At 57.9% G+C, this 22,057-nt stretch carries 21 protein-coding genes, 1 tRNA gene and 1 riboswitch; of the genes, 15 read left to right on the top strand and 7 right to left on the bottom strand.

Annotated elements, in window-relative coordinates:
- Positions 1-33: 33 nt before the first annotated feature.
- Together ABOK31_RS08930 and ABOK31_RS08925 are read left to right on the top strand one after the other, a co-directional pair.
- The gene (locus ABOK31_RS08930) at positions 34-951 is read left to right on the top strand and encodes a PhzF family phenazine biosynthesis protein (protein ID WP_349958594.1); all 918 of its coding nucleotides are present in this window, start codon (positions 34-36) and stop codon (positions 949-951) included.
- A gap of 124 nt (positions 952-1,075) precedes the next feature.
- Positions 1,076-1,151 (top strand) — tRNA-Lys (locus tag ABOK31_RS08925).
- Here ABOK31_RS08925 and ABOK31_RS08920 read toward each other — a convergent pair.
- From ABOK31_RS08920 to ABOK31_RS08910, 3 genes are all read right to left on the bottom strand, one after another.
- A complete protein-coding gene (locus ABOK31_RS08920; protein ID WP_349958592.1) occupies positions 1,142-1,504 on the bottom strand; it encodes a hypothetical protein in 363 nt (120 codons plus the stop codon). The genes ABOK31_RS08925 and ABOK31_RS08920 overlap by 10 nt on opposite strands.
- A gap of 70 nt (positions 1,505-1,574) precedes the next feature.
- Positions 1,575-1,871 carry a hypothetical protein gene (locus ABOK31_RS08915; RefSeq protein WP_349958590.1) on the bottom strand — a complete coding sequence of 99 codons (297 nt, stop codon included), beginning with the start codon at positions 1,869-1,871 and terminating at the stop codon, positions 1,575-1,577.
- Between the two features lie 155 nt (positions 1,872-2,026).
- Complete coding sequence (locus tag ABOK31_RS08910; protein WP_350019274.1) at positions 2,027-2,329, bottom strand: hypothetical protein; 303 nt, start codon at positions 2,327-2,329, stop codon at positions 2,027-2,029.
- 649 nt (positions 2,330-2,978) lie between these two features.
- On the opposite strand from ABOK31_RS08910, the gene ABOK31_RS08905 reads away from it, so the two are divergent.
- The 4 genes from ABOK31_RS08905 (at position 2,979) to ABOK31_RS08890 (ending at position 6,429) form a co-directional block, all read left to right on the top strand.
- Positions 2,979-3,518 carry a hypothetical protein gene (locus ABOK31_RS08905; protein ID WP_349958586.1) on the top strand — a complete coding sequence of 180 codons (540 nt, stop codon included), beginning with the start codon at positions 2,979-2,981 and terminating at the stop codon, positions 3,516-3,518.
- Positions 3,493-3,759 carry an aminoglycoside adenylyltransferase domain-containing protein gene (locus ABOK31_RS08900; RefSeq protein ID WP_349958584.1) on the top strand — a complete coding sequence of 89 codons (267 nt, stop codon included), beginning with the start codon at positions 3,493-3,495 and terminating at the stop codon, positions 3,757-3,759. Before ABOK31_RS08905 ends, ABOK31_RS08900 begins: the two co-directional genes overlap by 26 nt.
- A gap of 535 nt (positions 3,760-4,294) precedes the next feature.
- Positions 4,295-5,755 carry an FAD/NAD(P)-binding protein gene (locus ABOK31_RS08895; protein ID WP_349958583.1) on the top strand — a complete coding sequence of 487 codons (1,461 nt, stop codon included), beginning with the start codon at positions 4,295-4,297 and terminating at the stop codon, positions 5,753-5,755.
- Between the two features lie 206 nt (positions 5,756-5,961).
- Positions 5,962-6,429, top strand: coding sequence for an Rrf2 family transcriptional regulator (locus ABOK31_RS08890; RefSeq protein ID WP_092716059.1), 468 nt, complete (start codon positions 5,962-5,964; stop codon positions 6,427-6,429).
- Positions 6,430-6,454: 25 nt separating this feature from the next.
- Here ABOK31_RS08890 and ABOK31_RS08885 read toward each other — a convergent pair whose 3' ends face one another.
- On the bottom strand, positions 6,455-7,672 hold the full coding sequence (locus tag ABOK31_RS08885) for an SfnB family sulfur acquisition oxidoreductase (RefSeq protein WP_349958581.1): 1,218 nt from the start codon (positions 7,670-7,672) through the stop codon (positions 6,455-6,457).
- Positions 7,673-8,387: 715 nt separating this feature from the next.
- Here ABOK31_RS08885 and ABOK31_RS08880 point away from each other — a divergent pair.
- The 8 genes from ABOK31_RS08880 (at position 8,388) to ABOK31_RS08845 (ending at position 19,140) form a co-directional block, all read left to right on the top strand.
- A complete protein-coding gene (locus ABOK31_RS08880) occupies positions 8,388-9,803 on the top strand; it encodes an FAD/NAD(P)-binding protein (protein ID WP_349958580.1) in 1,416 nt (471 codons plus the stop codon).
- 196 nt (positions 9,804-9,999) lie between these two features.
- A riboswitch (cobalamin riboswitch) is annotated at positions 10,000-10,217 on the top strand.
- Between the two features lie 107 nt (positions 10,218-10,324).
- The gene (locus ABOK31_RS08875; protein ID WP_349958578.1) at positions 10,325-10,738 is read left to right on the top strand and encodes a DUF1636 domain-containing protein; all 414 of its coding nucleotides are present in this window, start codon (positions 10,325-10,327) and stop codon (positions 10,736-10,738) included.
- Between the two features lie 9 nt (positions 10,739-10,747).
- Positions 10,748-11,527, top strand: a complete 780-nt coding sequence (locus ABOK31_RS08870) for an ABC transporter ATP-binding protein (RefSeq protein WP_174179743.1) — start codon at positions 10,748-10,750, stop codon at positions 11,525-11,527.
- Positions 11,528-11,547: 20 nt separating this feature from the next.
- Complete coding sequence (locus ABOK31_RS08865; RefSeq protein WP_349958576.1) at positions 11,548-12,507, top strand: ABC transporter substrate-binding protein; 960 nt, start codon at positions 11,548-11,550, stop codon at positions 12,505-12,507.
- 63 nt (positions 12,508-12,570) lie between these two features.
- A complete protein-coding gene (locus ABOK31_RS08860; RefSeq protein WP_349958575.1) occupies positions 12,571-13,587 on the top strand; it encodes an iron ABC transporter permease in 1,017 nt (338 codons plus the stop codon).
- A gap of 282 nt (positions 13,588-13,869) precedes the next feature.
- Positions 13,870-16,455, top strand: coding sequence for a mechanosensitive ion channel family protein (locus tag ABOK31_RS08855; protein WP_349958574.1), 2,586 nt, complete (start codon positions 13,870-13,872; stop codon positions 16,453-16,455).
- A gap of 325 nt (positions 16,456-16,780) precedes the next feature.
- Positions 16,781-17,611 (top strand): response regulator, encoded by an 831-nt coding sequence (locus tag ABOK31_RS08850; protein ID WP_174179738.1) that lies wholly within the window; start codon positions 16,781-16,783, stop codon positions 17,609-17,611.
- A 197-nt stretch (positions 17,612-17,808) separates the two neighbouring features.
- Positions 17,809-19,140: a diguanylate cyclase gene (locus ABOK31_RS08845; RefSeq protein WP_349958572.1), complete on the top strand. Its 1,332-nt coding sequence runs from the start codon at positions 17,809-17,811 to the stop codon at positions 19,138-19,140.
- A gap of 40 nt (positions 19,141-19,180) precedes the next feature.
- Here the strand turns inward: ABOK31_RS08845 and ABOK31_RS08840 are convergent, their stop codons facing one another.
- The 3 genes from ABOK31_RS08840 to ABOK31_RS08830 form a co-directional block, all read right to left on the bottom strand.
- Positions 19,181-20,200 (bottom strand): GlxA family transcriptional regulator, encoded by a 1,020-nt coding sequence (locus ABOK31_RS08840; RefSeq protein WP_348627044.1) that lies wholly within the window; start codon positions 20,198-20,200, stop codon positions 19,181-19,183.
- 303 nt (positions 20,201-20,503) lie between these two features.
- Positions 20,504-20,707, bottom strand: coding sequence for a DUF1127 domain-containing protein (locus ABOK31_RS08835; protein ID WP_174179728.1), 204 nt, complete (start codon positions 20,705-20,707; stop codon positions 20,504-20,506).
- A gap of 74 nt (positions 20,708-20,781) precedes the next feature.
- Positions 20,782-21,027 (bottom strand): hypothetical protein, encoded by a 246-nt coding sequence (locus ABOK31_RS08830; RefSeq protein ID WP_350019273.1) that lies wholly within the window; start codon positions 21,025-21,027, stop codon positions 20,782-20,784.
- Positions 21,028-21,150: 123 nt separating this feature from the next.
- Here ABOK31_RS08830 and ABOK31_RS08825 point away from each other — a divergent pair, with 123 nt between their 5' ends.
- Positions 21,151-22,050, top strand: coding sequence for a LysR family transcriptional regulator (locus tag ABOK31_RS08825; RefSeq protein WP_174179724.1), 900 nt, complete (start codon positions 21,151-21,153; stop codon positions 22,048-22,050).
- The last annotated feature ends 7 nt before the right edge of the window (positions 22,051-22,057 follow it).

The following is a 22,057-nucleotide window of genomic DNA, read 5'->3' as shown; positions in this document are numbered from 1 at the left end:
TAATCAAGTCTGGAAGTATGGATGGAGGCCGGATTGGCACGCAGCTATAGTGTCTATGATGTGTTCACCGACAACAAACTGGCGGGCAATCCACTTGCGGTCATCTTCGATGCCGAGGGGTTGAGCGACGAGGCGATGCAGGCGATTGCCAGGGAGATGAACCTTTCCGAGACCGTATTCGTGCTGCCGCCGCAAAATCCCGCCCATACGGCGAGCCTGCGAATATTCACGCCGGGCCGCGAACTCCCGTTTGCCGGACATCCGACCGTCGGCACAGCGATCGCCTTGGCGGAGAAGGCCCATGCCAATCACGGCGGAGATCTCGATCTTGTTTCGGTTCTCGACGAGCGTGTCGGGCCGGTGCGCTGTGCCATCAAGCTGCGGCAGAACAAGGCGAGCTTTGCCGAGTTCGACCTGCCGAAGAAGTCGCAGGAGATCCTTCTGCCGCTCGACAGAGCCGATATCGCCAACGCGCTCAGCCTGAAAATCACCGAGATCGGCTTCGAGAATCATGTTCCCTCCATCTGGAGTGCCGGTGTGCCGTTCCTTCTGGTGCCGGTGCATGATGTCGGCGCGGCAGAACGGCTGGAATTCGATCTGCAGCTCTGGGAAAAGACGGTGCCCTTCGTCGACGGCGCGCTTGCCTCGGCTTTCATTTATTGTCGCGGTGGCGTCAATCACGTTGCCAAATTCCATGCGCGCATGTTCCCCGTGGGAATGGGTATCGTCGAGGACCCGGCGACAGGTGCCGCAGTGGCGGCGCTATCCGGTGCGATCAATCAGTTCGACGCGCTGCCGGATGGGCATCATCCGGTCATCATAGAGCAGGGCATCGAGATGGGGCGGCCGTCGCTGATTCATCTTCACCTCGACATCGATGGTGGCCTGATCGCCAATGCCCGTATCGGCGGCCAGGCGGTGCGTGTTGCGTCAGGAATTCTTGAGCTTTGATTTTATTGAGTTTTCGGCGGCCTCTGAAATTTTTTTGACAAAAAGATAAAGAAAATTCGTCTGGCCGCTGGACAATCAAACCGATCCTATTTATATGCCCGGTCACGCCGCCAGCAAGCGGTACGGGTGATTAGCTCAGTTGGTAGAGCAGCTGACTCTTAATCAGCGGGTCGTAGGTTCGAGCCCTACATCACCCACCAAAAACCTCTTGAAATCGTTGACTAATCTGTAACGTTTCAAGGGTTTTCGGCTGCGCGGTTTCCAGCGCATCGGAAATGGCTTCCAACTCACTTTCCGCTCTTTCACCAGTTCCAAGACTTCCGTCGCAGACGCGAACATTGGGCGTCGACAAGCCTCGAATGGAAGCGACATGTTTTGTGTCAGGGCAATATGAGGTGAGGCGCGGCTCGCGCCGCCCTGAATGGCCTCGGGAACGGTTGTAGGACGATTTTCTGATCGGGCTGGATTTGATTTGGCTTTCGAAGCTATTGCTTCTGTTCAGGCCTTTTGCCAGCTCAGTGACTTCCTGTTCTTGATGACAAGAGAGCCACATAAGGCGTGCGCTCGTCCGCCGCCTGAACGGACAAGCGGTGGTCGATGTCTTCGGCCGGTAGGGTTTCGGATCAGTCGGAGAGCCTGCCCAGCAGAAGGCCGGTAAATAGACCAAGAAGCGCCGTCACGATCAGGACCGAGCTCGTGGCTGTCGGATTTTCCCTGGCGGCCTGCGCCACGTTCCTGCCCTCCGAGCGGGCATGGTCCGCGATGCTTGCAACTTTTCCCCTCGCCGAAGAAAGGGCCTCGTCGGCGCGATCCGAGGCGCTGTCGATCCGTCTTGCCAACTCGGTGGAGAGCTTATCGATCTGGCTGCGGAGCTCGTTGATCTGAGCGTTGATATCCTTGTCCAGCGAAGCGTCGGCCATGATGTTCTCCTTGATAGCGGGAAGTGCCTTTAGGAACGAACGGTGGCTTGCTTTGGTTCCCCATCGCGATGGATTGATCCCGGATGCTGCAGTCGTTGCTGTGTTCTCAGGACGAAGCCTTGCAAAAGCTGCCGAGGTGATGATCTTGTCTGAGACTAGTCGGGCTGGCCATCGTTACCTGCGCTCTTCAACGCGGCATTGATTTTATTCCAGGCGGATATGGCGGCACTGGCAAAAATCACGGGTTCGGTCTGGGCGCCACACGAATAACATCTGACATACCAGTCGTCCTTTGTCTTGCGTTGCAGGTGGACCTTGTCTCGCCCACAGCGGAAGCACGGTTCCAATGGCCACCTCGCAATTGCCGCCTTAGCCTTCATGGCGTCCATGCTCCCCAGGAGGTAGATCAGTCCGCCAACGACTACAAAGAAGATCAATAGTTTCAGTAGGTCTTCCATCATGTCCTCCCAGCTATCGATGCAGGTTGTTCATATTCGTTCGTCGTCCTGCAGAGCGGGTTCTCTTCTTAGCCCGGCTTGAGATGAGCCTCGCTATCCAGCGTCTCTCGCCTAGTCTTCGGGTGAACGACGTCTGAGCAGCAGAGCAGGCTGTGAGACGAGAAGAGAATGAACGATCCCTCTGATGGAAGGCAAAGCCCGGTTCAGCGCAGATGCAGCAGAAACGCCGTTGGTGCGGTTACCGATATCGTGAAGAGAAATAGGGAAAGCCCATATTTCAGCCTTCTCATCCGGCGTGTCTTTGTGCCATCCCAATCGTAAATCATAAGTATATCCCCGTTGCTTCATGTCTTGTCGATATCGGTAAATATCCTAGGAATTGTTTGCGCGAAGCTTGTGGAATATTTTCGCAGATTCATGAATAGATGCGTCGGATTATACAATCCTGTGCTGCAATGTCTGCTCTGATTTTTGCAAGTATAATCATGCAGCTTCATTCTCAAATCAAAGGACTTCGATCCGGCTCCTATTGGAAATCTTGCGAGATCGATATTCTTTGATTTCACGGCTACGAAGATGAAGAGTTTGCATGGGGCTGCAAAAGCGGCTCTTCGATCACTATAAGCGAATGCTCGCGATCGGAGATTGCATGCGGGTTGCAACATCAGAAATTCCAGCAGGAGCTCGGGCGGTTCTGGCAATTGCCAAGGAAGTTTTCGGTGGCCATCTCCAGGCCGTCTATCTGCATGGATCGGCGATCGCGGGCGGATTGCGGCCGCAAAGCGATGTGGATGTTTTGGCGATCATCGATCTCCCGATGACCGATTCCATGCGCAAATGCCTGCTTGCTCGTCTGCTGGAGGTTTCGGGTCGTCACCCGGTCCTGCCTGGTGCTCCGCGCTGCATCGAACTCATGGTGTTTTTGAAGGATCGTCTTGCAGCACCGGTTTTTCCGGTGTGTGGTGAGTTCATCTATGGTGAATGGTTGCGCGACAGCTTCGAGGCCGGCGGGCTCCCTGTGCCTCATTGTGATCCGGACATCACGCTCGTCCTGGCTCAGGCGCGGCAGCAGGCTCTAACGCTATTGGGCCCGGCTCCTGGTGATCTTCTTGCTGAGGTTCCAGCGGGAGATAGGACGCGCTCTGCGGGAGGCGCTGCCGGCCTTGCTTGCCAATCTGCATGGAGATGAGCGGAATGTCCTGCTGACACTGGCCCGTATGTGGAGAACGGCGGCGACAGCGGAGTTTGTCAGCAAGGACATCGCCGCCGGTTGGGCCATGCAGCGCCTGCCTGCACAAGTAATCCGAACGGCAATGCAGCTTGCTCGCGATGCCTATATGGGGGAAACGCAGGATGATTGGAAGTTTCGCCAGGGTGAGGCTCGCTACACAGCGGCCTATCTGCATCGGCAAATCCTGTCGTCGCTATAGGTGGCTTCGCCGTATGGACCTGATCATGTCAGGCAGGCGACCTTGCCAGCTGGTTCAGCCGCGCACTTCAACTCACGTCAGACATGTCCGCCTGACGGCAATGGCCACCGCTTTCGACCGTATGCGGTCAGTGTTTCCTATGTCCGCGTTCCATGACGCTGAACACAAATATGGCGGCCAGAATCAGCATCAACGTATAGTCGAACGCGGTGAGCAGACGAAGTAGTTCCATGATGCTTCTCCTCCCACAGAGAACACGAACCAGAACAACCGCTAGTATGTTCCTCTAACAGGTGTATGCCAAGTTTTTTACATCTTGCGATGCAAAAACAATGTTGTGCGAGGCACAAATAACCGCTTGTTTGCAAAGGCATATCAGTACTGTATTGACTGCCGTTGGTTGCGGCGAGGGCGGGCACGCGCTGCAATCGTGTTGTCAATAAATTTTATAGAGTATATCATTATCCCAATGATAATTGCGGTTGCCCGATGGATGCAGAATTCGCGTGGCGATCGATCTGGAGGGAGTTGGCTATTGACCATTGGCTCGGACCACCAGGCGTCTGATCTGCCTGTTATCGTCATAGTCGGCGGCGGCGTTTCCGGGACGGCGGTTGCCTTCCATTTGCTACAGAAGCAGTCGGTGCGGGGTGGTCAGCTCTTTATATTCGAGCCAAGGGAGCGTTTGGGGGCAGGGCTTGCCTACGACACACAAGATCCTGCCCACCGGATCAACGTGCCCGCGGCGAAGATGAGCCTGCTGCCCGATGACATCGAACATTTTCAGCGCTGGCTGCTGGAGAATGATGCGCTTGCCGATGATGATGTGGCGGTTGCCGTCAATGGCGGCTTTTTCCCGCGGCGCTCCGTTTTCGGCAACTATATCAACAGCATGATCCGCCCTTTTGTCGAGAATGGGCGGCTCCTCCATGTCAAGCAAAGCGTCGAGCGCATTCAGAGGACGGGCAGCCGTTGGACGGTCACCGGTACTGACGGACAGTGTGTGGATGCTGATATTCTCGTCATCGCCACCAGCCATCCGTCCCCCCTGCCGCCACAAGTGCTGCAGGATGCGCTTAGCGATCATCCTCGCTTCATTCCCAATCCGACGCGGCCGGATGCGCTTGCGGCCATTCGTGCCGGGGATCGAGTTCTGGTCGTCGGCAATGGCTTGACCTCGGCCGACGTCATTGCGTCGCTCGATCTCAGAGGTCACAAGGGACCGGTCACTGCCATATCCCGACGCGGTCTGCGCTCGCGTGGCCATGCGGCGGTCAAACAGGAACCGTTTGGCGATTTCGCCAATCAGCCGTCGAAGACGGCAGTTGAGCTGCTGCGCAGCGTGCGCGCCGCCATCCGCAAGGCGCAAGGAGAAGGCCGCAGCTGGCATGCTGTCATCGATCAGGTGAGGGCGCAGGGCCGGCATGTCTGGCAGGCGCTGCCGATTGCGGAGCGGCGGCGTCTCGTACGGCATTTGAGGCCGTTCTGGGATGTGCATCGGTTTCGTGTCGCGCCACAGGTGGAGGCTGTCAGCGAAGGAGCGCTCGCAAGCGGCCGGCTGGAAATACTGGCGGCTTCGGTCGCAGCTGTCGGCGTCGCCGATGGCATCATCGATTGTACCTTGCGGCTCAGCCGTTCCGAACAATCGGTTGAAAGGCAATTCGATGCGGTCGTGGTCACCACCGGTCCCGGACACCGCGGCATACTGCAATCACAGGGCTGGATCGATGAAATGTCGAAGGCCGGGCATCTTGCGATGGACCCGGCACGGTTGGGATTTTCCTGCGATACGCGATCGCGCGCGCTTGCCGGCGATGGAGCCGTGATACCTTCCCTGTTTATCTCTGGACCACTCGCGCGCGGAACCTTCGGCGAATTGATGGGATTGCCCGAAGTGGTCGAGCACGCCGTTCTGGTGGCTGAACAGGTGGCTGGCGCCATCACCGACCATGGGCGTGGGCAAAGGAAGGCATATTTGGACAGTAGCGCCGCCTAAAATCCAAGAAAAGCCGCAAATTCGTTGCTTAGGCGATACAATTGCCTAAATTTACTCATATAAACTATACAATTTGTGAGTTACTGTCTTGTTCGTAAGGGGCTGCGGGGTTACTTCCGCAATCCATGCTGACAAGACCGGCCCGTTGAGTCTCTTTCGAGCCACGCCGGGTTTCAACAATCGACTTTGCAGTAAAGCGGACGGCGATGCTTACGAAAAAAGGAAAATACGGATTGAAGGCGCTGGTGGATCTCGCACGCCTCGGTCCGGGTGAAACCGCGTTCATCAACGATATCGCGTTACGCAACAATATTCCGAAGAAGTTTCTCGATACCATCCTCCTCGAATTGCGAAACGCCGGCGTGTTGCGTTCGAAGAAAGGCCCCGGCGGCGGTTATTCGCTGTCGCGTCCCGCATCCGAAATCCGCATCGGCCATGTCATCCGCACCTTGGACGGTCCGTTGGCACCCATCCGCTGCGCCAGCCGAACGGCCTATGAAGCCTGCGACGACTGTTCCGATCCGGAGCGCTGTCAGGTGCGGCGCTCGATGACGGAGGTGCGTGACGCTATTGCCGAGATTCTCGACAACATGTCGCTGGAGCAGTTCGTTGCCGGCGGCGCAGACGTTGAGATCCCGGAACGGGAAGACCGCCGGGCTTCGCACATCGGTTGATCTTGCCGTTGTGCCCTGATGCCCATTAAGGCAACGAGTTCTTCGATGGCTTTACGCCGTTGAGATGATAGTTGCCGACGGTGTGGTATTTCCGATGTGCCGGCTCATGCAGCGTGTGAATGCGGGCGTTGCGCCAGTGGCGATCGAGGTTGAGCCCGATGCGCGCCGACTCTGAGCCCGCAAGTTCGAACAGCGTGTTGGCTGCTTCCATCGCAATGTCAGCCGTAATCGTCTGGGCTGCAGCTACGGAGAGCGCTGCGTCGATAACATGATCTTCGGTGAGATTGATCTGCGCGGCATCGATCTTGCCGCCGGCACGCTCCATCATCGCCGTCGCCGCTTCGATGCGGATGGCAATCTCGCCGATCCTCGTCACGATTAGTGGATCATTGACGGCTCGCTTATCCTCGTTGCTTTCCTCTGAGTGAGAGCGAGCCCGCACGAATTCCATCGCCGCCGCCAATGCGGAGCGGGCAATACCAAGATTGATGCCCGCGCGCGTGAGATGGTTCACGCTATCGATCACTGTGGGTTCAGCCAACTTTTCCCGGTGCAGGAGCAGGGCATCGGCATTGAGATAGACGTTATGCAATATGGTCGTGCCGTTTCCGGACGTACGCTGACCAAAGCCATCCCAGTCGTCAATGATCTGGATGCCCTCCGTATTTCTAGACACGACAGCGGCTATCGGTCCCTTGCGTTTGTCCGCCGTGAATAGCGCGATCCAGTCCGCAAACAGAATGCTGGCGGAGGCCTGGCTCCGTCCGTTGAGGCGGAAGCCAAGCCCGTCCGCTGTCAGATGCAAGGAATGCTGGTCGGTGCCGCTTGCATCGGACTCGGAAAAGATGCTGCCGAAACGATCGCCTGTAATGGCGCGGTCGAAAAGAGATGCCCGCTGGTCCTCGCCGCCCGCAATTCTCACCGCTTCCAGTACATGAAAATGCGTTTGCAATATCTGTGCTATGGAAGGATCGGCCTCTGCGAGGATGGCTATGACCTCGGCGAGAACGCAGTTTGAAATATCGATGCCACCATGTTCTGAAGGAACGGAAATCCCAAGCAGGCCCGATTGGGACAGGGCTTCGATCTCGTCATAGGGCAGGATGCGGTTGATATCGCGATCGCTTGCCTGCGGAGCGAAGCCGGCCGCGAGCGAACGTGCGATGTCGAGCGCTTCCTCTTCGCTTTGGACGCGATGGGCGGGCGGCCTGACGCGTTCGTGCAACTGCGAAACAGTCCCCATTCATCACTCCTCGGCCAGCGCCAGGTCGGTTTCTCAGGCGCGGCAAATCAGTACGATCTTAATTTCGATAGATGGAGTGCACAACGGATTTTCCTGGCGGATTCGCATCGCGCCCTCCGGCTCGATCGGCGTCGATCGCGGAAATTGTAAGCGCACAGTCCGATATAACGCGTTGAGGATAGCGAGTTGTGAACCCTCTTTTCTGCGTCAATGAATATCGAAAGCCGCTTCACAAGCTGATCTTAGAGCTTGGAATTGCTTTTTCTTTTGCCGATCGAAGCAAGCTCAAGATGAGAAGGGCTGTCCGGTCATCCGCCGTTTTCTGTGCCGCAGTCTCGTCGGCCCTGTTCTGTCCGGACAAGAAAGCGCTTGCTAGCGGAGCGTTTTCGCGCTTTCATATACGACTAAATAAGTAGACAATGGCAATAATCCTGCCGCCGATGGCTTTTGACGAAGTGATCATATGGTGGCCGATTGCAGGCATCTGGTGTTGGATCAGAGTTGGACCTGCCTGTCGCATCTTTCATTTTGGAAGGGATTCCCGATTGAAGAATTGCGACGCATATTGAGAACGGAAGCGGCTTTTTGTGCGTTCTGTCGGCCGCAGTTCCAAGGTTGCCGAGGCCCGGTATCGGTGTCTGTGTTTCCGGGCCTGTAAAAAGTGAGCAAGCCCCAAGAAAGGCATGATCGACCACCTCTCGCCCCAGGAGTTGATATGACGGTTCAGGGATTTTTTTCCGCGAGGACGAACGCGACAGCGCAGCCTTATGCGATGCCCCGCATCGCCGTGATCGGGCGTGGTTTTTCCGGCATGATGATGGCGATCGCGCTGATGAAGACGGTTCGCTTTCCCTTCCATCTGCAGCTTTTCGATCCCAATTCCACCGTCAGCGGCGGACAGGCGCTCGCCTCCGGGCATAGCAGCGAAATTCTCAATAGCCGTGTTCGCGATCTTTCCGTTTCCGCTGGAGATCCCGACGATTTCAATCAATGGCTTTGCGGCAATGCGCCTTTCCGCAGCGCCGTCCCCGCCGCCATACCCGGTTTTTTGCAGATCTTCGTGCCGAAGAGCATTTTCAGCGACTACGTCTATCAGCGCTTTTCGGAGGCCTTCTCATCTCGGCGGGATGTGGCGGTGCAGGTCAGCAGCGAGACGGTCTTCGGGCTTCGGCGCGTTCGTGGCGGCCGCTTCGTGGTGGAAAGCGACGGTGCCGCCAATGCGCCTTTCGACATGGTGGTGCTGGCGACAGGCTACGGCATTGCAGATCACGAATTCCAGGCCAGCGATCTCGTGACCGTGCCGACGACGGTGCGGGCGCGCCGTCTCGTGTCGCGACCGCACACGATCTTGCTTGGGAGCGGCCTGCGTGTCGTCGACCGGCTGCTGCAGATGCGTGAAAGCGGCTATGCGGGGCAGATCACCATCGTTTCGCGGCGAGGCTTCCTGCCGCAGAGCCATACGCGTAACAATGCTGATCCGGTTTTTCCTGCCGATGAGATGCCCGGTAAGCTAAGCGAGATCGTCCGCTTCGTCCGCACGGCTTGCGGCGAGGCGGAGGCGAGCGGTCAGAGCTGGCAATCCGTCATGAACGGCTTGCGCAAGCACGCGCGCTCGCTTTGGCGATCCCTGCCGGCGGGGCAGAAGCAGCAGTTCAACCGACATTTGCGGGCGCTCTATGACAGCCATCGCAATCGGTTGCCCGAGGCGCTGCATGTGCGTCTCAATCAGGAGCTTGCCGAGGGCAACACGCTGCTGCGGCGCGGCCATTTTATTCGCCGAACGCCGACAGGACTGGTTTTGAGGCCGGCTGGTCGGCAGGAGACCGAGCAGCTCTATGCCGACGATGTAATTGACTGTCGGTGTCAGGCGCCGGATCTGAATGTGCCCTTGCTGCGCAGTCTCATCGATGCCGGCCTTGCGGTGCCGGACGAGCTCGGCCTCGGTCTCGCCGTGGAGGCGACAGGCTCGCTAGAGGTCAATGGGCGCACGACGGAGGGGCTTTTTGCGATTGGTCCCCTGGGACTTGGAAGTCTCCCTGACATCGATCTGGTGCCTGAGATCGTCACGCAAGCCTATGCGGCGGCAGAGGGCGTCGCGTCGCGTTTCCATCCGCAGTGCAAGGCGGTCTAACAACCCAGTGGTTTTTTCATTCCGGATCGTGATTGCGGTGCCTCTGCACACGCATATCGCAGTTTTGGCCTCGAGGCGGAAATAGTAGCTTGTTATTTGTTATGTAATAACGTAACCAATAACGGAAGCCTAAGCTAAACCTCCAGGACAAATGAAAGCGCATATGACATCGCCGTTGCCCGCATCCGCTTTCTATGAGATGAATACCGCAGATGGTGCTGCTTTCGGATCGATCCCGACGGCGGCTGAAAAGGGAACACGGTGCGGACTACCCATCAGGGGCCAAAACCGTGGCTGCCCCCGCAACTGTAAGCGGAGAGCGCGTTCGCAATATGCCACTGGCTTTAAGCCGGGAAGGCGCGAACGAGTTGTGACCCGCGAGCCAGGAGACCTGCCATCGACGATATCAACCGCAACGGACGGGGTGTTCCGATGGAAAATCAGTGGTTGGGCGAGGGCGCCGTTGCGTCCGCTGGCCCTATCTTGACTTTGCCTCCGGTGAAATCTCCGGGAGGCATCTCATGGACAAAGCAAAAGAGGCGACGCACCGGATTACCGTGTGCACGAACTGCCGTCATGTCGGCAAACCATGCCGGCCGGGCCTCGATCTCCTGACGCATTTGCAGGCGGCCATTTCTCAGGCCGGCGCCGCTCTCTCGGACGATTTCAGCCTTGAAGGCAGCGTCTGCATGGCTGGCTGCGAGCGGCCCTGCACGGTCGCCTTCCAGGCGACGGCAAAGGCGACGTACCTCTTCGGTGACATCGAGGATGCGAGCGATATCGGTGCGCTCGTTTCCTTCGCGAAGCTCTATCGGGATCGTCCCGATGGGTTGACCCGCGAAGGCGAACGCCCGACCGCGCTTGGAGGCAAGACGCTCGCGCGCATACCCGCTGCCGTCGTGTCAGCCGAACGCCAGCCAGTCGTATTGCAATAGGAGCCGGTCATGTCCGAACGAAACGCGCGACTGGATGCGGACGGCATCACCTGGGGGCCGCAGAAGAGCACGCCGATCATCAGCGGTATCACCCTATCCGTCGAAGCCGGCGCCCGACTGGCCATTATCGGTCCGAACGGAGCTGGCAAGTCGACCTTGCTGCGATGCCTCTATCGCGGTCTGAAGCCGCAACGAGGTTTGGTGCGTCTCGACGGCACCGATCTTTGGTCCATCGGTCCGCGGGAGGTGGCGCAGCGCATCGCTGTCGTGCCACAGGAGACACCGGGCGATTTTCCCTTCAGTGTGCGGGACGTTGTGCTGATGGGACGTATTCCGCATCGCAAGGGCATGGCGCGCTGGAGCGATCGCGATCATGAAGTCACGACCACGGCGCTTGCGCGGCTGGAGCTGGAACCTTTGGCGTTGCGACAGTTCGCGTCGCTCTCCGGCGGCGAAAAGCAACGGGCGCTGATTGCCCGCGCTTTGGCGCAGGAGCCGGAGCTCATCATCCTCGACGAACCCACAAATCACCTCGACATCCGCCACCAGCTCGAGATTCTCGAACTGCTGCAGGGGCTTGGGCCGACGATCATCACGACGCTGCACGACATCAATCTCGCGGCAGACTTTGCGACCCATGTCGCGGTTCTGGATTGCGGGCGGCTGACGGGACATGGCGAGCCGGCCACAGTCCTGACCGTGGAGCACGTATCAAAAGCATTCCGTGTCGGCACCCGCCTGCATCGGGCTGACAATGGCCCGCAGCGATTTTCCTTTTCCCTTCGATAGTTCGATCATTGGAGTTGTTCATGTTTCCTCGCATGTATTTGTCTGCCACCGCGTTGCTGGTCGGAGTTTTGTTCGCAGGCGCGACGCTTGCCGAGCCCGTCACGGTGCGCAGCTGCAATCGGGATGTAACTTTCGACAAAGCGCCGGAGCGCGCCGTTTCCAACGACGTCAATCTTACGGAAATGATGCTGGCGCTGAAGCTGCAGGACCGCATGGTCGGCTATACCGGCATTTCCGGCTGGAAGACGCTGGACGAAAAGCTGCGTGATGGCGTGAAGGAACTGCCGGAGCTGTCACCGAAATATCCGAGCAAGGAGGTGCTGCTCGGCGCCAACGCGGATTTCTTTTTTGCCGGCTGGAACTACGGCATGAAGGTCGGTGGCGAGGTGACGCCGGAGACACTCGCGCCTTTCGGTATCAAGGTCTACGAACTTACCGAATCCTGCATCTTCGTCATGCAGAAGAACAAGCCGACCATGGACGACATGTTCGTCGACCTCCTCAATCTCGGCAGGATCTTCCGCGTCGAGGATAGGGCGGAGGCGCTGGTTGCCGGCTATCACAAGCAGCTTGGGGAAATCCAGGCGAAGATCGGTCATGTCGACAAGCCGATCAGCGTCTTCGTCTATGATTCCGGTGAGGAGAAGCCGTTCACCTCGGGGCGCTACGGCATTCCGACCGCCTTGATCGAAGCAGCCGGCGGCGTCAACGTGATGGACGATGTCGAGAAGAGCTGGACGGAGGTATCCTGGGAACCGGTCATCGAGAAAAACCCGGAAGTGATCGTCATCGTCGACTACGGCCAGGTGACCGCCGCCCAGAAGATCGCCTTCCTCAAGGGTAACCCGGCCTTCAGGAATATCGAGGCCGTGAAGAATGATCGTTTCGTCGTGCTGCCTTATGTCGAAGCGACGCCGGGGCCGCGCAATATCGAGGCCGTTGCCACCCTGGCCAAGGCCTTTCACCCGGGCGCCATGTAATCGTCTGCAATGTCGATCCATCCAGTCGATCATTGGATGGATTCTCTTCCTCAAGATTCAAGCATGCGCCTCAACCTCTCCATTCTCATCCCCTTGCTCGCCATAGGCTTCATCCTGTCGATTGCCGCCGGGGTGTCGCTCGGCTCGGCATCCATTCCGTTCTCTACCGTCTGGTCGATCGTCGGCAACAAGCTGCACGCGGGTAGCTTTCCGGTCACATGGTCCAGTGGGCAGGAAAGCATTGTCTGGGACGTCCGTTTCCCGCGCGTCGTGCTGGCCGCGCTCGTGGGAGCGGGGCTTGCCATCACCGGTGCCGTTCTGCAGGCGCTGACGCGAAATCCGCTGGCGGACCCGCATCTCCTCGGCGTCTCCTCCGGGGCGGCGTTCGGTGCCATTCTGGCGCTGCTGCATACCGGGCTGATCCTCGGCCTGCTGACGGTGCCGTTGTTCGCGTTTGCCGGCGCCTTGCTCGCAACCGCGGCCGTCGGGCTGACGACGCGCCTGACGCGTTCGCACTCGGCCGATCGGCTGGTTCTGTCGGGCGTTGCCGTAGCCTTCGTATTCACGGCGCTTGGCAACCTCCTGATCTTTTTGGGCGATCCCAGAGCCGCCAACACCGTTGTCTTCTGGATGCTGGGCGGGCTCGGGCTGGCGCAATGGCAGCACCTCATCTATCCCGCCGGCATCCTGCTGTTCTGTCTTGTCTTGCTCCTCCCGAAGACGAGGGAGCTCAATGCGCTTGCGATGGGCGATGAGACGGCCGTGACGCTTGGGATAGCAGTCGCGCAATTCCGCCTGTTGCTGTTCGTCATCACGGCGCTGCTGACCGGCGCGATGGTGGCATTTTCCGGCGCGATCGGCTTCGTCGGTTTGATGGTGCCGCATTTCGTGCGGCTGATCGTCGGTGGTGACAATGTGCGCGTGGTGCCGTTGAGTGCCGCTTTTGGCGCGCTAACCCTGATCTGGGCCGATATTGCCGCCCGCCTGGTCATGGCGCCCGAGGATATGCCGATCGGCGTCGTCACTGGGCTTGCCGGAGGTGTTGCCTTCATCCTGATCCTGCGAAGCGGGCGCGCGTAGATCTGCCCATTGCCAAGGTGTTTTCCTGGCCTATTTCCGGGCGGGCAATGGTTGGTCCGGAAGGTCGTCTTCAAGATGAAGCGGGTGATACCCGGTTTTGAGCAAGGTTCAGGACCGGATAAGGGTACAGAATGCCTTTGTGTCGCCTTTCTTTGTCTTACAAGGCGTACGCGTAAAGACTATGGAATTCGCAATCATACTACAGGACGACTCGGGTCTCCATTTTTGTGGCGATTTCGGTCATCCACTGCCTGCGACTTCATGTGCAACGAGGAGCTCTGCTTGCGCCCGCTGAAATCTCGTCTTTTTCTGCTGCCCCTTTTTCTGTTGGGATTGGCTGTCTTCACAGCCGTCATTCCGCTGACGGGCGGGCATGCCTTTGCGCAGGATCAGCAGCCGGCCCAAGCATCGCAGGCAACCGAGCAACAGCCCGCCAATGGGCTGATGGACGCCGCCGTTGCCGATCTCAACAAAGCGAAAAAGACCTATGCCTCGCTCCAGGATGCGGCCAAGCAGGCGACATTGGACGACGAGACGCTTGTCGCGCTGTCCGGTCAGGTCGACGACCTCAATCGCACCGTCGCGGCGATTTCCACGCGCCTGAAGCCCCGTACCGCCGAGATCGATACGCGCCTGACCCAGCTTGGCGCGGCTCCCAAGGAGGGCCAGCCGCCCGAAGCTCCGATCGTCACGCAGGAGCGCGAGAGGCTCAATGCCGAACGCTCGCAGATCAGCGCGGTAATCCTCGATGCGGACAATCTGACCGCGGAAACCAATCGGCTTTCGATGGAATTCATGGAGATGCGCCGAAAGCTGTTTGCCGAAACGCTATTCAAGCGGACGGAGATTTCCACCACGACGTTCGACGATGCAGGGGCGGCTCTGGTCGACGAGGGTGTGAAGTTCAGCACTGCCGTGACGAGCTGGATCGGCTTTGTGCTCAAGGCCAAGCTTGCCTCATTCCTGGCCGCCGTTTGCCTGTCCATCGGGGCGGCGCTGATATTTCTCTCCGGTGGTTATCGGTTGTTCCGTCGCTACTACGTGCAGGATGAGGCCGTCGAGAATCCACCCTATATCAGCCGGCTCTCTGTCGCCTTCTGGTCGACCTTGATCCGCACGCTATCGCTGGCGGCCTTTCTCGTCACGTCCTTCTTCTTCCTCTCGAATTTCAATGTGCTGCGGCCTGATATCGCGCCGATATTGGCGGCGGTCTTCGGTTTCATCGGCCTTGTCTATTTCGTCGGTCGCCTGAGCAATGCCGTCTTCGCGCCGTTCCGGCCGCATTGGCGTCTGGTCAAGCTATCGAACAAGGGAGCGCATTCGCTGACCTGGTGCCTGCAGGCCATGGCCGTGGTCAACGGGTTGGATTACGTCTTCGACCGCATCAGCGAGTCCATGGGATCGCCGGTCGTCGTTACCGTAGCCAAGAGCTTCCTGGCGGCACTGCTGATTGGCCTCATTCTGATTGCGGCCTCCTTCGGCTCGCCGATGCTGGCGAAAAACGGAGATCCGGACGCGCCAGGCCGCCATTGGCCGCATGGCATGGCCATCATTCTTCGCGTTCTCGGCATATTGGTGATCTTCATCTCGTTCATCGGCTATGTCGGGCTGGCCCGCTTCATGGCAACGCAGATGATCGTGACGAGCGCCGTCATCGCCACGATGTATCTCGGTTTCCAGCTCGGCAAGGCGGTGTCCAAGCAGGGCGTTTTTGCCGAAACGATCATCGGCCGCTTTCTGGAAAATCGCCTGAAGCTGCGTGAAGTTGCGCTCGATCAGGCCGGTCTCGCGGCCGGGCTTGCGACCTACGCCGTCGCGCTGTTGACGGGCATTCCGCTGATCCTGCTCTCCTGGGGCTTCCACATTCAGGATCTGGAGGTCTTTGCCTACAGGCTATTTACCGAGATCAAGATCGGCAACATGTCGATCTCGCTGCTCGGCATTTTTGTCGGCATTCTGCTGTTTGCGGGCGGTTATCTGGTCACGCGCTGGTTCCAGCGCTGGCTCGACAGCAATGTCATGGCACGTGGGCAAGTGGATCTGGGTGTCCGCAACTCGGTGAGAACCGGCATAGGCTATCTGGGCATAGCATTGGCGGCGATCTTTGCCATTTCCGCTGCCGGCATCGATTTGTCCAGCCTGGCGCTCGTTGCCAGTGCCCTCTCGGTCGGTATCGGTTTTGGCTTGCAAAACATCGTGTCGAACTTCGTGTCCGGCCTGATCCTGCTGGTCGAACGGCCGTTCAAGGTCGGCGACTGGATCGTCTCGGGTACATCGGAAGGTATCGTCAAGCGCATTTCGGTGCGCGCGACCGAGATCGAGACCTTCCGCAAGCAGTCGATCATCGTGCCGAATTCCGAGCTTATCAATGCGTCCGTGGGCAACTGGACGCATCGCAACAGGCTCGCTCGCTCTGAAATCCCTGTATCCGTCAGCTATGACGCCGATCCGCGCAAGGTGATGGATATCCTGCTGGAGCTGGTACGCTCGATCCCGAAGGTTCTCAGGAATCCAGAACCACATGTGGAGTTTCTGCGTTTTGGTCCGTCATCGCTCGATTTCGAGATGCGCTTCTATCTGTCCGATCTCTCCGATGGCATGGAGATCCGCAACAATCTGCGCATCGAAATCCTGAGGCGCTTCAATGAGGAGGGAATTTCCATTCCTTATCCGCATCAGGAACTGCATATCGTGCGCGATGGAAGAAGAGGTAGGCAGTCGGATATCGCAGCCGATGCCTTGACGGATTCCGCTGATGGACCTGAGGCTGACGATGACATGAAGGAAGATTCCGCTTTGTCAGCCGAAGGCAAGGTATCGGAAGCAAAGAGCACAAGCCGGCGCCGCGGCAGGACCGCCGCGGAGTAATCCGATTACCGGCAGGGTCCGATGAAACGGAGCCATGCTGCCGCGCGGGAGTGATGCCGGTCATCGTTTCCGGGCGTTCGGCTCTCAAGCTCTCAGTTGGCGTTCCTCGACGAGAGAGTGTCGCGGTCTTCCGGATTGTTTCTCGCGTATCAGGTCCAGGATCTCGCTACGTCGTTGCCGCGATAACCCTGGCAATCACGCCTTGGAAGTCGCGAACGGGGCTGTTTTCTTCATTTCCGGGAAACCAGTCGGCTTAACAAATCCGCAAAGGCTTTGTTCTAAAAAAATACAGAGGGGATCATTTTCAAAAAAGCAGGTTTTCATTATGCCATTTCTGGGTGTTTCGGGGATGCAATACTCCGGCGCGTCTCTTGCCGGCTCGCGCATTCTTCTCGTCGAGGATTCCAATCTCTTTACATCGATGGTCAGGGCCAAGCTGAAGGAGCTTCTGGACATCGACGTCGAGATTTGCCGCAATTTCGAAGAGCTGCAGCTCGCCTACGACAAGTCATCGGAGCCGATCAAGCTGGCGATCTCGAACATGAACCTGCCAGGCGCCGAGAAGGGAGAGGCCTTGGCCTATCTTCTCGATCTCAGCATTCCAACGATCGCTTTCACAGGCACTTTTCTCGAAGGCACGCGCGACGAGCTGATCGCCAAGGATGTGGTGGATTATATTCTCAAGGACAATGTCTTTGCGGTGGATATGCTGGCGGAATCGATCTGCCGTTTTCTCACCAACCACCGTCATCACGTCCTCATCGTCGATGACAGCGCGACGGCGCGTGCTTTGCTGTCCAGCCGGCTGAAGCGCTACAATTTCCGTGTCAGTGTCGCGGAAAACGGCGCCAAGGCGCTCGAAATCCTCAAGACCAGCCCGGATATCGGCCTCATGGTCACGGACTACAATATGCCGGACATGGACGGCTTCGAGCTGACGCGACGTATTCGTGCGACCACCGGCTCCCATGAGTTGCGCATCATCGGCGTCTCGTCATCCAACAATCGGCTGCTTTCGGCCCGCTTCCTCAAGGCGGGTGGCAATGACTTTATCCTGCGGCCATTCATTGACGAGGAATTCTACTGCCGCGTGAATCAAAATCTCGACACTCTGTTGCAGATTCGGTCAGCTCAACCGATCGGAAAGAGCGTATAGGCGCAGCAAATCAGGCAAAAGGACCCCAAGAAAAGTGAGGGAAAATCACTTTTATGTAAATCTCCGCAATCAGCGGTTCCAATTTTTTCACGAATCCTGTTCAGGATAGGTGGAAGATAGTTTGGGAAGACGGTTGGGCAGACCTGCGATTGACTGAATATTCATGCACCTGAAGGTGTGGGAGGAATTGACGGGAAATGGTACTGCATGTGGGATCCCTTGGCGGCGGCATCGGTCACCGCAATGGCAGCCAGAAAATACTTCTGGTCGAGGATTCGCGCATGTTTTCCGCGGTGTTGTCGCATCGGTTCGAAACCGAACTCGGCTTGGCCGTAACGCATTGCTCTTCCCTGAAAATGCTGAACGAGGTGCTGGCGGAGCCGGATAGCGGCTTCACGATGGCGGTGATCGACCTCAACCTTCCGGACGCTGCCCATGGAGAAGCCCTGGATGTTGCCGTCGCCCATGACGTTCCTACCATCGTCTTTACGGCGTCTTTCGACATGGCGACGCGCAATCGCATCATGGAGCGCAATGTCGTCGACTATGTGCTCAAGGATGGCGAGTTCGCCCTCGACAATCTCGTCTCCTCCGTAAGGCGCGCCATTGCCAACCGGTCGATGCGTGTTCTGGTTGTGGATGATGTGCCTTCGGCTCGAAAAATGCTGACAGATTTGCTGCACGCTCAGCAATTCAAGGTCGCCGAAGCCGGCACGGGTGTTGAAGCTCTGGCGATGCTTGAGACATTCGACGACATCGAAATCGTCGTCACCGACTACAATATGCCCGACATGAACGGTCATGAACTGACCCGCCGCATCCGCCATCGCTATGGCTCGGACCGGATGCGGATCATCGGCATTTCTTCTTCGAACGATCGTTTGCTGTCTGCGACATTCCTGAAGGCGGGCGCGAGCGATTTCATCTATCGCCCCTTCGTTCAGGAGGAGCTGCAATGCCGCATCGCATTGAATGTCGAGACATTGTCGCAGCTGAAACAATTGCGAGCGGCCGCGGCAAGCGATTATCTGACCGGGCTCTACAACAGGCGCTATTTTTATGATCATGGCCCGCGTCTGGTCAATGAGTGTCTGCGTCGCCAGCGTCCAAGCTCGGTCGCCATTCTCGACATCGATCACTTCAAGAATCTGAACGACACCTATGGTCACGAGATCGGGGATCAGGTGTTGAAGGCCGTTGCCGGCCGGCTGCACGGATTACTGGAAGGCACCGACAATCTGCTTTCTCGCCTCGGCGGCGAAGAATTTGCCATTCTTTTTGCGGAAATGAATTCGCGCGCGGCGACCGCGCTATGCGACGAGGTCCGTCTCAGCCTTGCCAGCCTGAAGGTTCATGCCGACGACGAAGAGCTTTCGGTGACGGTTTCCATCGGCGTGGCGGAGATTGCTGGCTACGAGTCCTTCGACAACTATCTCAATGCCGCGGACCAATTCCTCTACATGGCCAAGCACAACGGCCGAAATCAGGTCTATTCCGATTTCAAGATGGCCCAAGAGGCGGCCCAGTAGGCCGCCTGCAATAATCCGATTGCTTTGATTTCCATCGCCCTCAGACGACGATGCCGGTGCGGTTGGTCGACATGGTCAGCTTGCGCTCTGCGCGCTCCTGCTGTGGGGAGCGATTATAGAGTTCGCGATAACACTTGGAGAAGTGCGAGGCGGAGACGAAACCGCAGGCGACGGCCACTTCGACGACCGGCATGGAGGATTGCACCAGCAGATGCCGGGCGCGATCCAGGCGGATTTCGAGGTAATAGCGGGCCGGCGAGCGACCCATTTCCTGTCGGAACAAGCGCTCGATCTGCCGGCGCGACAGGCCGGCATCATCGGCAATTTCCAGAAGCGACAGCGGCTCGGCGAGGTTACTTTCCATCAGCTCGATGATCGACAGAACCTTGGAGTTCTGCACGCCGAGGCGCGCGCGCAACGGCAGGCGCTGGCGGTCATGCGGGCTGCGGACGCGATCGGTCAGCTGCTGCTCGCAGACGCGATTGACGAGGTTTTCGCCGAAATCCTGGCCGATCAGATTCAGCATCATGTCGAGCGAGGCGGTGCCGCCGGCGCAGGTGTAGAGATTGCTGTCGACCTCGTAGAGATCGGCATAGACTTCCGCCTGCGGGAAGGTTTCGGAGAAGCCCGGCAGATTTTCCCAGTGGATGGCGCAGCGCTTGCCGTTCAACAGGCCCGCCTGGGCAAGCACATGGGCGCCCGTACAGAGGCTGCCGACAGCAACGCCGCGATTGTAGGTTTCGCGCAGCCAGGCATTGACCGACTTGTTGTGGAATTCTTCGACATAGATGCCGGAACAGACCAGTACCATGTTCGGGCGGTTCTCGCCGCCGAGATAGCGGCGCTCGTCGGTGAGGGAGGAGTTGACCTCCAATCCGATGCCGCTGGAGGAATAGACTTTCTGCCCGTCCGTCGAGGCGAGCCGCCATGTGTAGGCGGGATAGCCCAGCATGCGGTTGGCAATCCGCAGCGTCTCGATCGCGGCGGAAAACGGCAGCATGGTGAAATGCGGAACAAGGAAGAAAACCAGGGAACGCGTCTTGATCGGAGTCTTGCTCATGTTGTGAAAATCCATGCTCCAGGGCCGTTACGTATTCCTTGCGTCAAATACGTCGGCCCGATGGTCTATAAGCGACATTGGCATGGATAATCGCGGCCGCAAAGGGATATTTGCGTCTACTATGAAAAATACGGCTCTAGAGGAGGGAAGCGAAGGGGAGGCGAGCAATATGCTCAAGCGGCGAAATATATTTGCAGGTAATTCTCAGGATTAAAGAGCGATTCGCGTCTGGATGCAGAAATGTTCAAAAGGCGACGCTCGCTTGGGTTGAGCGTCGCCTTCAGTCGTTATGCTCTTTGATTATCATCGGCTGGCTTTCGGATTCTTGATTTCGTTCGCGGCCGGCCAGCCCAAATCCTTGCGCATATCGTCGGACAGAGATTCGAGCTCGCGAAGGGAGCGCCACTGCTGCCAGCGATTAGCGAGGCGAGAAAAGAAGGGCATATAGCTGCTGCCGGACGGAAACGGGTTCCGCGTGCCGGTCTGTCTATAACTGATCGTCGTCATTTCCAGGTTCCTTTCAGTGTCAACCGTTCAAAATGTCACGCCTGTTGAGTGTAAATATGGATCTGGCTGGCCCATCAATCAAACGAATAGATCTTATAGCTGCCATTAGTATTTTTGAACGAATGCAGCTTGCCGGGCTTTCGCTCAAGCGCTGCCAAGGTGCGATCCGGCGGGAGACCGCGCGCATTGACGTCATCGATCAGATGAGCGGGAAAGCGCGTGGCAATCTCGTCGAGTGTATGCTGTGCCATCCGCTGAATTTTGCGGAGGCGTAGGAAAGAGAAAAGGCGAGAGGCCTCGTCCAATGCCGTGTCAGCCATGACTTTTACTCCTTTGAGGTTGTCTGCGTGAATTTCCATTGCGTCTAATATGGTGCTTCGTTGACATTCAGACAAATGAAATGATATGGTGCTTAAGATCAGAAAAATTGAAAGGTAATCGATATGACCGTTCCGTTCCGCCGGCCCATACCGTTGCTTGACAATGAAGTTCTGCGCACCTTTGTCGCTATTGCCGAAACGGGAAATTTTTCGACCGCGGCCGATGCCGTCTTTCGCACGCCGTCAGCCGTTTCGATGCAGATCAAGAAGCTGGAAGAGCAGCTCGGTGTCACGCTGTTCCTCCGCGATGCGCGCTCGGTGAGCCTGACGCAGCACGGCGAGATGCTGCTTTCCTATGCCCGCAACATCCTGGCGCTTTCCAACGAGGCGGTATCGCGCTTCATCATGCCCGAACTCAGCGGCGTCGTGCGGCTCGGCGCGCCTGATGATATTGGCGAGCGGCTGCTGCCGAGCATCCTGAAGAGTTTTTCCGAGAGCTATCCGGGTATCATGGTCGACGTCACCGTCGATATGAGCATCCAGCTCAAGAAGCGCATCGAGGAGCAGCGGCTGGATCTGGCGCTGATCAATTGCGCAACGCGGCCTTTCCCGACGGAAGGCGAGGTGATCTATACGGAACGTCTCGTCTGGGCCGGCGCCAAGTGCGGCACCGCCTATCGTCGCGATCCGCTGCCGATTTCCATCTGGGAAGAGGGCTGTATCTGGCGGTCGGAGGCCATGGCGCAGCTGGAGCGGCAGAAGCGCGCCTATCGTGTTTCCTATCTTAGCGCTCATACGATGGCGCAGCGCGCCGCCGTCGTTTCCGATCTTGCCATTGCGCCGTTTCCGCGTTCCTACGTCACGGAAGATATGGAAATTCTCGGGCCGAACGAAGGGCTGCCGGAACTGACGTCTTTCGACATTCGGCTATTGACGGCCTCGCAGATGACGGGGCCGATGAAGGCGGTGGCTGACAGCATCCGCCAGGCCTTTATCGAGATCGGGCGTAAAATGGCCGCGTGAACGCAGC

This window comes from Rhizobium sp. ZPR4 (assembly GCF_040215725.1).
GTDB classification, from domain to species: domain Bacteria; phylum Pseudomonadota; class Alphaproteobacteria; order Rhizobiales; family Rhizobiaceae; genus Rhizobium; species Rhizobium rhizogenes_D.
This window is presented reverse-complemented; position numbering and strand designations above follow the sequence as displayed.